The sequence below is a fragment of the Photobacterium sp. GSS17 genome (assembly GCF_028621875.1).
Taxonomy (GTDB): domain Bacteria; phylum Pseudomonadota; class Gammaproteobacteria; order Enterobacterales; family Vibrionaceae; genus Photobacterium; species Photobacterium ganghwense.
Map to the genome: position 1 here is coordinate 806,896 of NZ_CP117517.1, position 12,803 is coordinate 819,698.

Annotated in this window: 10 protein-coding genes; 7 read left to right on the forward strand and 3 right to left on the reverse strand. The window is 53.6% G+C overall.

Going from position 1 to position 12,803, the window contains the following annotated elements; genetic code table 11:
- Window positions 1-20: 20 nt before the first annotated feature.
- On the forward strand, window positions 21-908 hold the full coding sequence (locus tag PGW97_RS03610) for a LysR substrate-binding domain-containing protein (protein WP_047883945.1): 888 nt from the start codon (window positions 21-23) through the stop codon (window positions 906-908).
- 123 nt (window positions 909-1,031) lie between these two features.
- Complete coding sequence (gene tadA, locus PGW97_RS03615) at window positions 1,032-1,583, forward strand: tRNA adenosine(34) deaminase TadA (protein WP_273858760.1); 552 nt, start codon at window positions 1,032-1,034, stop codon at window positions 1,581-1,583.
- A gap of 694 nt (window positions 1,584-2,277) precedes the next feature.
- Here tadA and mltF read toward each other — a convergent pair.
- Entirely contained in the window at window positions 2,278-3,819 is a 1,542-nt protein-coding gene (gene mltF, locus PGW97_RS03620; RefSeq protein WP_443147105.1) for a membrane-bound lytic murein transglycosylase MltF, read from the reverse strand.
- Window positions 3,820-4,199: 380 nt separating this feature from the next.
- Here mltF and purL point away from each other — a divergent pair, with 380 nt between their 5' ends.
- From purL to glnB, 4 genes are all read left to right on the forward strand, one after another.
- Window positions 4,200-8,105: a phosphoribosylformylglycinamidine synthase gene (gene purL / locus PGW97_RS03625; RefSeq protein ID WP_273858762.1), complete on the forward strand. Its 3,906-nt coding sequence runs from the start codon at window positions 4,200-4,202 to the stop codon at window positions 8,103-8,105.
- Window positions 8,106-8,254: 149 nt separating this feature from the next.
- On the forward strand, window positions 8,255-8,932 hold the full coding sequence (locus PGW97_RS03630) for an HAD family hydrolase (RefSeq protein WP_273858763.1): 678 nt from the start codon (window positions 8,255-8,257) through the stop codon (window positions 8,930-8,932).
- Window positions 8,933-9,098: 166 nt separating this feature from the next.
- Window positions 9,099-9,503: a hypothetical protein gene (locus PGW97_RS03635; protein WP_047883941.1), complete on the forward strand. Its 405-nt coding sequence runs from the start codon at window positions 9,099-9,101 to the stop codon at window positions 9,501-9,503.
- Window positions 9,504-9,620: 117 nt separating this feature from the next.
- The gene (gene glnB, locus PGW97_RS03640; RefSeq protein ID WP_047883940.1) at window positions 9,621-9,959 is read left to right on the forward strand and encodes a nitrogen regulatory protein P-II; all 339 of its coding nucleotides are present in this window, start codon (window positions 9,621-9,623) and stop codon (window positions 9,957-9,959) included.
- A gap of 310 nt (window positions 9,960-10,269) precedes the next feature.
- Here the strand turns inward: glnB and PGW97_RS03645 are convergent, their stop codons facing one another.
- On the reverse strand, window positions 10,270-10,896 hold the full coding sequence (locus PGW97_RS03645; RefSeq protein ID WP_217392077.1) for a YitT family protein: 627 nt from the start codon (window positions 10,894-10,896) through the stop codon (window positions 10,270-10,272).
- A gap of 445 nt (window positions 10,897-11,341) precedes the next feature.
- Here PGW97_RS03645 and glyA point away from each other — a divergent pair, with 445 nt between their 5' ends.
- Window positions 11,342-12,592: a serine hydroxymethyltransferase gene (glyA, locus tag PGW97_RS03650; RefSeq protein ID WP_047883938.1), complete on the forward strand. Its 1,251-nt coding sequence runs from the start codon at window positions 11,342-11,344 to the stop codon at window positions 12,590-12,592.
- Here glyA and PGW97_RS03655 read toward each other — a convergent pair.
- Window positions 12,583-12,801 (reverse strand): hypothetical protein, encoded by a 219-nt coding sequence (locus tag PGW97_RS03655; protein WP_273858767.1) that lies wholly within the window; start codon window positions 12,799-12,801, stop codon window positions 12,583-12,585. The genes glyA and PGW97_RS03655 overlap by 10 nt on opposite strands.
- Window positions 12,802-12,803 lie beyond the last annotated feature (2 nt).

Genomic DNA, 12,803 nt, shown 5'->3' on the forward strand with positions numbered 1-12,803 from the left:
GTGTGGTAACAATAGACGAAATGTTTGGATGGGAAGGGGTCACCGAGTTTGCTTCGGTGGCAGAAACCGGCAGTTTCACGGGTGCATCAAGGCAACTTGGTATCTCTACTGCCCAGGTCAGCCGTCAAATCAGTGCCCTGGAAAACCGCCTGAATACCAAGCTGTTTTACCGGACGACCCGGAAAGTGTCGCTGACCGAAGAAGGTCAGTTGTACTACCGCCACTGCCGCCAGATTCTCGATAGCCTGGCTGAAGCTGAGCGGGCGATCAGTGAACGACAGGGTATGCCGCGGGGGCTGTTGAAGCTGACTGCACCGGTGACCTACGGCGAACAGTTCATCATGCCTTTGATTAATGACTTCATGCTGGAGTACCCGAGTATTGAAGTGACCATGATACTGACCAACCAGACTGTCGATCTGATTGATGGCGGTTACGATCTGGCGATTCGCCTTGGCCGCCTGAACAGCCCGTCGACGATGGTGGCTCGGCGACTGTCACACCGCACCCAGTTTGTGTGCGCCGCGCCGGAGTATCTGGAAAAGTACGGTACTCCGCACACTCTGTCTGAGCTGCGTCACCATAACTGCCTGATTGGCAATCACGATCACTGGCACTTTCAGGAAGCGGGGCGGGAGCGCAGCTTCAGAGTCACCGGTAACCTGCGTTGCAACAGCGGCAATGCCTTACGGGATGCCGCGCTGAAAGGGCTGGGGCTGATTCAGTTGCCGGATTACTACATCAGTGATGACCTTACCCAAGGACGGCTGATCCCTGTGTTGTCTGCGTTTCAGGAACCGGAAGAAGGAATATGGGTGCTGTATCCGCAAAACCGTCACTTGTCGCCAAAAGTGCGATTGCTGGTGGATTTTCTGGCCGAGCGCCTGCCGCGTCCCCGTCCGCTATGATGCGGTTCACCTTGATGTAAACTGGGATGGCGCGGCAGGTGCTGTCCTTGCACCTCGCATCTTGGCGGGGGTTGGGTATAATCAGCGCCCCATAAGCAGTTATCTTTCGGTAGACCAAGAGCCATGAGTGACCAGAACGCCTCGTCAAACGACGAAATTTTTATGCGCCGAGCCATTGAACTGGCCGCCCGGGCAGAAGCCGACGGGGAAGTCCCGGTTGGTGCCGTGATCGTCCACGAAGGACGGGTGATTGGGGAAGGCTGGAATCGCTCTATTACTCAGCATGATGCAACGGCACATGCGGAAATCATGGCGCTGCGTCAGGCCGGGCAAGTACTGCAAAATTACCGGCTGCTGGAAGCGACCCTTTACGTGACGCTGGAGCCCTGCCCTATGTGTGCCGGCGCCATGGTCCATAGCCGGATCGGCAAAGTGGTGTATGGGGCGCAAGATCCGAAAACCGGCGCTGCGGGCAGCATCATGAACCTGCTTAGTTATGAGCAGGCAAATCACCATGTGCTGATTCAGTCCGGTGTACTGGAAGTGGAATGCCGCGAGCAGTTGCAGGCTTTCTTCCGGCGGCGGCGGGCAGAGAAAAAAGCAGAAAAACTGGCCCGTCGCGCTGCGGAGCAGGCAACCGCTCAGCCAGACAGTGATAAGCAGAACCGCTCTTAGTGATGGATGGCCAGCAAGGCTTGTTGTCGCGCTCACCACAAGACCAACTGAATGGCACCGTAAAAACAAACAAGGGCTCAAATGAGCCCTTGTTTTCGTTGTGCCTGAGTGTCGTCACGCACCCGAATAAGGTGATAGCGTCTGAATGGTGGTGCGCCGGTGCGTGTGTATTTCTGTGCACAGCACCTTAGCACCTTGGACTTAACTGTGTCGGGTAACACAGGGTTACTCCGTACAACAGCTCAGGACAAAGTTACGATGCCGCCAGTGAATTTTTTTTCGAATGTTGGCATGCAGGCGTTTACGGCGAGTTGCCGAGACCGCCATCCGCGTCCTCATTCGGTCAAGGGCTTTTTTCTTCGAAAACTGCATAGCGCCTCCTGCAAATATTTCTCTCCTGCCATACGGACTGTCCCGGTACGCAGGCTCCTTTTTCTGCAGTATCAGCGAAAATGATTGGGCTGTGGACCAGAATTATCCCGTATTGCTAGCGTGATCTCACTGAACTTGCTGTTTTTCATTGAAAGTGAAGGTCACGCGAGGGGGCTGGCCTGGGCTGGCTGTCGTCATGCAGGTTACAGCGCTTTCAGGCCGCTAGTTTCACCAGACACTAGCGTTTCCTGCCAATAACGTCATCAATTGCCGTTTGATTTTCCATGGCAGGTCTGAAACTGGCGAATGGCCGGTAACCCCATTAGTTACTGGCCGTTTTGTTGGTGCTGATGTCCGGCAGCTCATCTGACGGTGTAGTGGACGGTGGCGGCGGAACGGGCAGCGCGCTCTGGCTCTCAGAGACCGCTGGTGGCTGGATGGTGTTCAGCCCGTCCACAATGGCTATGTCATCGGTTGGCGGCAGGCTGTGTGCCTGCTCATAACCAATAATGCTCTGGTAATAGCGGCGGATGTTTTCCACGTAGTTCAGGGCTTCATCACCACGGGCATAGCCGTAGCGCGTCTGGGTGTAGAACTTACGCTTACGTAGCAACGGCAGCCGCTGTTTGACATCACTCCAGGCATCCGGGTTGCCGCCTTGTGATTTGGTCAGGCGACGGGCATCCATCAGGTGACCAAAGCCAACATTGTAAGAGGCCAGGGCAAACCAGACTTTCTCATGGTCTTCAATGCTGTCCGGGATCCGGGCGATGATTTTGCGCAGGTATTCCGTGCCGCCACGAATGCTCTGCTCTGGATCCAGACGATTCTTCACGCCTACAGCCTTGGCTGTCGGCAGGGTCAGCATCATCATGCCGCGGACGCCGGTCGGTGATACCGCCTGCGGATTCCAGTGCGATTCCTGATAGGACAGGGCGGCGATCAGGCGCCAGTCAAATTCCCCGGAATACTGCTGGAACAGATTTTTCCACTCTGGCAGTTTGTGATCCATGGCGCGCAGGAAGGCGCGGGTGTCAACATAGTCGAACTTGTCCACGTGGCCGAAGTACTTCTCTTCCAGTTTGGCCAGTTCACCGCTTTGTTTGATGTCGCCGAAGAATTCAATCAGCAGGGCATACAGGCTGTCGTCGTGACGCTGATTAACAAACCAGGCGATAGGTTCGTCTTCCGTCAGCTCTAATGCGGTCGCGATGTCCGGGTAAATCCGCTGGTTCAGGGCGACATCAACCGAGTCTGCCATGGTGTAGTCCAGCTCACCTTCCGCCACCTGGCGCATCAGCTCGTCACTGTCGGTTTCGACAACGCTGTTCCAGGTCAGGGTAGGGTGCTGGAGTTTGAGGAGGTGAAGGGTCTTTTCGTGGCTGGAGCCTTTCACGACGGTCAGCACACCTTTGTTTTCGGCCAGATCTTCGATGCTGCGCGGTCGCCATTGTCCTTTTTTATAGACCACTTTCTGGCTGGCGTAGTAGTAGGCCGGAGCGGCACGGAAATCGGCCAGGCGGTCGGCGGTCATGGTCAGCCCGGAGGCCAGGATATCCACATCGCCGCGCTTGAGGGTCGGGAACATGTTCGACAGGCTCAGCATCGGCTTCATTTCCAGCTTCACCCCCAGTTTTTTGGCAAACCGGCGGGCAAGCTCGTAGTCCAGCCCGGTCGGACCATCGCTGCCGATGTAGTAGGAAAGCTGGTTATTGAGGGTGCCGACTCGAAGAACACCGTTTTCCCGAATACGCTCCAAATCTGTACGCGGAGCTTCCTGCCACAAGCAGCCGCTCAGAAGCAGGGTGCTTAGCAGTAAGGCTATGATATGTCTGACAGTGGAATGCGTTCGGAGATTGCTCAATTAACTATGCTCTCAGTATCTATCGGGCGTCCTTTATACCAAAGGTCATCAAATACGCAAAATCCTCGCCTGTATGACAGCAGTTTTTTGCGGTATGGGTATCCTGACAGGCTGTCAGAAAGGTCGGGCAGTATACCCGAAACCGGGGATGAGAATGAGGCATTTTCGTGGTTTTTTCGCGTGATCGAAAAAAAAACACGCAAACGGTTGCGTCAAGTGTTACGTCACAAAAAGATTTCCCTTATACTACGCCCCATCGCGACAAACTCGCCTCGTAAAATGCTGGCAAACGAGGTGGCATTGACGTAATTATCCCGGTCTTCGACGGGGATTAGGCCAATATCACCTTCATTCAACTGCTAATCGAGAGACGTACGCACATGGAAATTTTGCGTGGTTCACCCGCACTGTCTGAGTTTCGCGTTAACAAGCTGCTAGAGCGCTGCCGCGAATTAGATCTGCCTGTGTCAGGCATTTATGCTGAGTTCATGCACTTTGCTGATCTGTCAGCGACGCTGAACAAGGAAGAGCAAGACAAGCTGGCCAGCCTGTTAACTTACGGTCCGACGATTGCAGAACATGAGCCTTCCGGCCTGCTGCTGTTGGTGACACCTCGTCCGGGCACCATTTCTCCTTGGTCTTCCAAATCTACCGACATCGCCCGTAACTGTGCCCTGAGCCAGGTTAAGCGTCTTGAGCGCGGTACGGCCTACTATGTTGACACCACGGCATCTCTGACAGATGACCAGCTGTCAGCCCTGAAAGGTCTGCTGCATGACCGCATGATGGAAGTGGTATTTACGGATCTGGATGCGGCTGGAGTACTGTTTACGCAGGCTGAACCAGCCCCGCTGAAAAGCGTGGACATCCTTGCCGGTGGCCGTCAAGCGCTTGAGGAAGCAAACGTTACCCTGGGTCTGGCACTGGCGGAAGATGAAATCGACTACCTGGTGGACAGTTTCATTAAGCTGGGCCGTAACCCGAATGACATCGAGCTGATGATGTTCGCGCAGGCAAACTCTGAGCACTGCCGCCACAAGATCTTTAACGCGGACTGGACGATCGACGGGGTTGATCAGGCCAAGTCCCTGTTCAAGATGATCAAGAACACCTATGAGCAGCACGGCGACTACGTGCTGTCAGCTTACAAAGACAATGCCGCCGTTATGGAAGGTTCCACGGTGGGCCGTTTCTTCCCGGATGCGACCTCCCGTCAGTACCAGTACCATCAGGAAGACGCACACATTCTGATGAAGGTGGAAACTCACAACCACCCAACGGCTATCTCGCCATGGCCAGGCGCATCAACCGGTTCAGGCGGTGAAATCCGTGACGAAGGCGCAACAGGTATCGGCGGTAAGCCAAAAGCCGGTCTGGTGGGCTTTACTGTATCGAACCTGCGAATTCCGAACTTTGTTCAGCCATGGGAAACCGACTTCGGCAAGCCGGAGCGTATTGTCAGCGCGCTGGATATCATGCTGGAAGGCCCGTTGGGCGGCGCCGCATTCAACAATGAATTCGGTCGTCCTAACCTGCTGGGTTACTTCCGTACGTATGAAGAAAAAGTGGCATCGCACAACGGTGAAGAAATTCGTGGTTACCACAAGCCAATCATGATTGCCGGTGGTATGGGTAACATCCGTGCCGAGCATGTGCAGAAGAAAGAGATCCCGGTTGGTGCCAAGCTAATCGTGCTGGGTGGCCCGGCGATGAATATCGGTCTGGGTGGTGGTGCCGCTTCTTCTATGGCCTCTGGCCAGTCGGCCGAGGATCTGGATTTTGCGTCAGTACAGCGTGAAAACCCGGAAATGGAACGTCGTTGTCAGGAAGTGATTGACCGCTGCTGGCAGATGGGTGATGCCAACCCGATTGCGTTTATCCATGATGTGGGCGCGGGCGGTATCTCGAATGCCCTGCCTGAGCTGGTGAACGATGGCGAGCGTGGCGGTAAATTCCAGCTGCGTGACGTGCCGAATGACGAGCCGGGCATGAGCCCGCTGGAAATCTGGTGTAACGAATCTCAGGAACGTTACGTGCTGGCTGTGGCGGCTGAAGATATGGACGTGTTTGATGCTATCTGTCAGCGCGAGCGTGCCCCGTATGCGGTGGTGGGCGAAGCGACTGAAGAGCGTCATCTGACACTGGAAGACAGCCACTTCGACAATACTCCAATCGATATGCCGATGGATATCCTGCTGGGCAAGCCGCCTAAGATGCACCGTGACGTGACCACGCAGAAAGCAGAAGGTCAGGCGATTGATCGCAGTGGTATCGATCTGGAAGACGCGACCCAGCGTGTACTGCGTCTGCCGGCTGTGGCCGAGAAAACCTTCCTGATCACCATTGGTGACCGTACGGTAACTGGCCTGGTGGCGCGCGATCAGATGGTTGGCCCATGGCAGGTTCCGGTAGCGGACTGTGCGGTGACTGCAGCGAGCTACGACACGTATCACGGTGAAGCCATGTCGATGGGTGAGCGTACGCCGGTAGCACTGCTGGACTTTGCGGCTTCCTCCCGTCTGGCTGTCGGTGAAGCGATCACCAATATTGCCAGCGCCGATATCGGTGATTTGAAACGTATCAAGCTGTCTGCCAACTGGATGTCTGCAGCTGGTCACCCGGGTGAAGACGCCGGTCTGTATGAAGCAGTGAAAGCGGTGGGCGAAGAGCTGTGTCCGGCGCTGGGTCTGACGATTCCGGTCGGTAAAGACTCCATGTCAATGAAGACCAAGTGGCAGGATCAGGAGCAGGAAAAAGAAGTGACGGCACCGCTGTCGCTGATCATTACCGCGTTCGGTCGTGTCGAAGACATCCGCAAGACCGTAACGCCACAGCTGCGTACTGACAAAGGCGAGTCAACGCTGCTGCTGCTTGACCTGGGTTGCGGGAAGAACCGTCTGGGGGCGACTGCCCTGGCACAGGTTTACAAGCAACTGGGTGATGCCCCGGCAGACGTGGACAGCCCTGAGCTGCTGAAAGGCTTCTTTAACGCGGTTCAGGCACTGGTCCGTGATGAAAAAGTACTGGCTTACCACGACCGTGGTGACGGTGGTCTGTATGTCACTCTGGCAGAAATGGCTTTTGCCGGTCATACCGGGGTGGAAGTGGACATTAACACCACTGACGGCGATGCGTGTGACGATGTGCTGGCGACCCTGTTTAACGAAGAACTGGGCGCTGTGATTCAGGTACGCACTGATGACCTGGACGAGGTACAGTCGGTACTGGCCGCTCACGGTCTGGAAGCATGTAGCCACGTTATTGGTACGGTGGTTGACGAGGACGTACTGCGAATCTGGAACGGCAATGACCGTGTACTGGAGCAAAGCCGCACTGAACTGCGTACTATCTGGGCAGAAACAACGTACCAGATGCAGGCGCTGCGCGATAACCCGGCGGGTGCTCTGCAGGAGTTTGACGCGAAGAAGGACGTGAACGATCCGGGCTTGAATGTTGCCCTGTCGTTTGACATCAATGAAGATGTGGCGGCCCCTTACATTGCCACTGGCGCTAAGCCGCAAATGGCGATTCTGCGTGAGCAGGGCGTGAACTCTCACGTTGAGATGGCTGCTGCCTTTGACCGTGCCGGTTTTGAAGCAAAAGATGTACACATGAGTGACATCCTGGCTGGCCGTGTTGCCCTGAACGACTTCCACGGCCTGGTTGCCTGTGGCGGCTTCTCTTACGGTGACGTACTGGGTGCCGGTGAAGGCTGGGCGAAGTCAGTCCTGTTCAACAATCTGGCTCGCGACCAGTTCGAGCGCTTCTTCCACCGTAACGACACGTTTGCACTGGGTGTGTGTAACGGCTGTCAGATGATGTCGAATCTGCGCGACCTGATTCCGGGTGCTGACCTGTGGCCGCGTTTTGTCCGTAACGAATCTGAGCGTTTCGAAGCCCGCTTCAGCCTAGTGGAAGTGCAGCAGAGCGACTCCCTGTTCTTTAACGGAATGGCAGGCTCACGTATGCCGATTGCCGTTTCTCACGGTGAAGGTCGTGTTGAAGTACGCAATGCTGAGCACCTGGCGGCGATTGAGCAGTCTGGTACTGTTGCACTGCGCTACCTGGACAACTACGGCAATGTGACCCAGAACTACCCGGCGAACCCGAACGGTTCTCCGAACGGTATTACCGGTCTGACGACGCAGGATGGCCGTGTAACTATCATGATGCCGCACCCTGAGCGTGTCTTCCGCACCGTGGCGAACTCATGGCATCCGGATGACTGGAGCGAGAACAGCCCGTGGATGCGTATGTTCCGCAACGCACGCGTGAACCTGGGATAATCCCCGGTATCTGTCGGTAAAAGAACGTCTTGTGAACAAAAACCGCCCTAAATGGGCGGTTTTTTTATTTCTGACACGAATTTTTCTCGCCGAATCGGCAAGATTTTGATTATGCTGGAAATAAGCGTTGAATATACCGCGGAGGCGATGTGATATTTTTCGATCTCGATAATACACTGCTTGATCATGATGGCGCTGAGCAACAGGCCATCCGGGTTTTTGCCGCGCGTTATTCATCGCAGATTCAGACTTGTTCTGATGGAATAGAACAAGACTGGCGTCGAATCACCGATCAGCAGCGTGCGCGCTGGCGTTCGGGTGAGTTGAGTTTCGAGCAGTTACGACGGGCACGAATCAGTGCTTTGTTCCGGATGCCACTGAGCGATGAACAGGCTGAAAAGCTGAGCGTGGAGTACTACCGGTTGTACCGCCAGCACTGGATGTTGTTTCCAGACGTGCTGCCGGCTCTAAACATCCTGCAGCAGTTGTCGCCTTTAGCCATTATCACGAACGGTTTTGCGTTTCATCAGGAAACCAAACTACGCGAAACCGGGATCCGGGATTATTTCCGGTTCATGGTGATTTCGGAAGAAGTGGGAGTGGCGAAACCGGATCGGCGGATTTTTCAGCACGCCCTGCGACGGGCCAGCGAACCGGCATCGGCCTGTTGGTACATCGGCAACCATCCGAAGCTGGATGCCCAGGCAGCCAGTGATGTGGGAATGAAAGCTGTTTGGTTGAACCGTAACCGGGCAGAAAATCGGGTATCGACCCGGGTTGTCAGAAGCCTGGAAGGGTTTGCGGATCTGGTGCGAATGCATGGCTGACTGCCGTTGTTTGAATGCGGTCAGCGCCAATTTGGCAGGTTAGGGCAAAGAGAGAAACATTGTTCAAATAACTGTTGTGCTGTTGACATTACCCGCATAAACTATGCGATTATTTTTTATCCCGATCACAGCCAGCTCCACACGCTTTCAAGGAAGAGAGAGAATAATGGACGACACACGCAATGGGTTTCTCCTTGCGGCCAAAGGGCTGGCTGCACTGGTGGTGATCTGCCTGATCCGCTATGCGGATACCTTCGCGGCAATTTTCAGTTTCAAGCAAATCGGGATCGTGCCCAGCGTGATTGCTACATTGGTACTGATTTCCGGTCTGACCGCGATTGCCGGGCTGTGCCGCGGCAATCGCTGGGGATTCATCCCGCTTTATTTCTTCATCCCTGCTGTCACCATGTTTTTCGGCTATAGCCTGATCCCGTATCTGCCCCAGCTGTTTCAGCCGGAGTTCCGGCAGCCGGTGATCGTGTTTCTCAACAGTCTGGTACTGATTTTTGCGGTACTGCTGTTGCTGAAAATGATGGACGACGATGTGGTGCTCCCCACAGAAAAATACTGAACCGCCTGTCAACAGGGGCGAACCTATTTGCTATACTGCGGGCAATATTAATCAGGCAGTTGGCGGCGTTTACGCCTGAGCCGTCACCGACCTCTGCTCAAGCAAAGGATGATGAACATGAAAAAAATTGAAGCCATCATTAAGCCGTTCAAGCTTGATGATGTTCGTGAAGCGCTGGCTGATGTCGGCATTACCGGTATGACCGTGTCAGAAGTGAAAGGATTTGGGCGTCAAAAAGGCCATACCGAGCTGTATCGCGGCGCGGAATACATGGTGGATTTTCTTCCGAAAGTGAAGCTGGAAATCGTGGTAGCCGATGATGTTGCTGACCAGTGCGTCGACACGATCATTGAAACGGCCCAGACGGGAAAAATCGGTGACGGTAAGATTTTCATCTTTGATGTCGAGCGTGTGGTGCGTATCCGTACCGGCGAAGAGGATGAAGAGGCGATCTGATCCCGCTTATTCAACCGTGCTATGAATGAAAGAACGCGCCCGGAGCGCGTTTTTTTATACCTGCAAGAAAAAGGTGCCCCGGTCGATATTTTTGTTTACCCAATAGCCTTGTCCAGCCAAAAGCTTTGTCCGCTTGACGTTATACAAGCAGAGAATAGGGCAGTGCAGGGCCGTAGAGGTACAGGCAAAGCCATGCGCTGAATCTTTATCGGTTATCAAAATAAAAAAGGCTTGCGCGTTCGCAAGCCTTTTCTGTTCTTCGCTTTTAGCCAGTTGTCACCGGGTGACAGCGCTTGGTATCTGCTGGCGTTTACGCGTTCGCGCGGTTTTTTTGTGCCTGATTACCGCTGTAACGCCCCGGTTTATGGTTCATCGCCAGAACCAGATTCAGCATAAAGGCACCGATCACTGAGTACATCAGAACCGTTGGGCTGACCAGGAAGAAAGAAGCCGTCAGAATCGCAAAGTCGATGCCCATCTGTAGCTTGCCGGCAGACCAGCCCATTTTTTCCTGCAGGTAAAGTACCAGCACATTAAACCCACCCAGGCTGGTTTTATGGCGGAACAGGATCAGCATCCCCAGGCCCATCAGCAGACCCCCGATAACCGCGCAGTACAGCGGGTCAAGACGACTGATTTCTACCACCTGATAGAGGTTGTCGGTCATCACCGATACCAGACCACCGGCGACCACGCTGGAGATGGCAAAGCTTTTCCCCATACGGAACCAGGCCATCAGGTAGAACGGCATATTCATCATAAAGTACAGCTGGCCGAAAGTGAGATCGACAAAGTGACTCAGCAGCAGTGCCAGACCCGTGGTACCGCCGGTGAGCAGGTTAGCCTGCTGCAAAAAGAAAACGCCCTGAGAGACAATAAAGGTGCCGGTGAGAATGGCAATGATATTTTCTTTCAGTGAATGGGTATAACCGCTCAAGACAACACTCCTTTTCGTTGATGGCGCTCATCATAATCCTCCTTTAGTAAAAAGATGAGCCTCATCACGAAAACGCTTCAATGGCGTATGTATTAAATTATTTACAAATTTGTACAAATAAAATTTCACTATTTTCTTGTGTAATCAAATTTATGGTCTACCTGTTGTTTGGGCAGGGATTGATCAAGTTGAAAATAATTCATCCCCGACGAGAAATAAATACTAATAAAAAGTCGCTTTAGGGCTACCTGATTGAGATCAATTTCTGTAAAATACGGCGTTATCTACTGGCATGACGAAAACGTTTGCGTCCGCGTGGCGCCTAGCTTTGCGATTTTCCAGTTTTGTGCCAAAAATGTATGTTTACCACCGCTTTGTCCGGGGCGCGAAAAACTGCCGCAACTTAGACAAAATGGTATGAAACAATCTGAGTCAGGAGAGACAGATGCTAAAGCGCGACATGAATATTGCCGATTACGACGCTGAACTATTTGCAGCCATTCAGGAAGAAACTGCGCGTCAGGAAGAGCACATTGAGTTAATTGCTTCTGAAAACTACACCAGTCCACGTGTGATGGAAGCACAGGGCTCTCAACTAACCAACAAGTATGCGGAAGGATATCCGGGTAAGCGTTACTATGGTGGCTGTGAGTATGTCGACAAAGCTGAGCAACTGGCTATCGATCGTGCGTGCCAACTGTTTGGCGCTGAGTACGCGAACGTTCAGCCGCACTCAGGTTCACAGGCAAACAACGCTGTTTACATGGCACTGCTGAATGCTGGCGATACCGTTCTGGGTATGAGCCTGGCACACGGTGGTCACCTGACTCACGGTTCTCCGGTTAACTTCTCTGGTAAGCTGTACAACATCATTCCTTACGGTATCGATGCTGACGGTCAGATTGACTACGCCGAAGTGGAAGCGCTGGCACTTGAGCACAAGCCGAAGATGATCATCGGTGGTTTCTCTGCCTACTCACAGATTGTTGACTGGAAACGCATGCGTGAAATCGCTGACAAAGTGGGCGCGTACTTCTTTGTTGATATGGCGCACGTTGCTGGTCTGATTGCTGCGGGTGTTTACCCGAACCCGGTACCACATGCCCACGTGGTAACAACGACTACGCACAAAACACTGGCGGGCCCACGTGGTGGTCTGATCCTGTCAAATGCTGGCGAAGAGTTGTACAAGAAACTGAACTCAGCTGTTTTCCCTGGCGGTCAGGGTGGTCCTCTGATGCACGTGATTGCCGCGAAAGCCGTGGCTTTCAAAGAAGCAATGGAGCCTGAGTTCAAAGACTACCAAGCGCGTGTTGTGGAAAACGCAAAAGCAATGGTTGGTGAGTTCCTGGAGCGCGGTTACAAGATCGTTTCCGGCGGTACTGAAAACCACCTGTTCCTGGTTGACCTGATTGACAAAGGTATCACAGGTAAAGAAGCGGATGCCGCACTGGGCGCTGCAAACATCACTGTGAACAAAAACAGCGTACCGAATGATCCACGCAGCCCGTTCGTTACATCAGGTATCCGTGTTGGTACCCCAGCGATCACTCGCCGTGGCTTCACCGTTGAAGATGCCAAGCAGCTGGCTGGCTGGATGTGTGACGTGATGGACAACATCGACAATCCTGAAGTGATTGAAGCGACGAAAGCGAAGGTGCTGGAAATCTGTAAGCGCCTGCCAGTTTACGCATAATCACTCGTTATCGCGTTCTGATGTTTTTGAGGGCTTGCTGCGGCAAGCCCTTTTGTTATTCTGCTTTCTGCTTTCTGCTTTCTGCTTTCTGCTTTCTGCTTTCTGCTTTCTGCTTTCTGCTTTCTGCTTTCTGCTTTCTGCTTTCTGCTTTCTGCTTTCTGCTTTTGTCGATCATACGGAAATTGCTGCCTTTCCGGCATAAAATTCATCC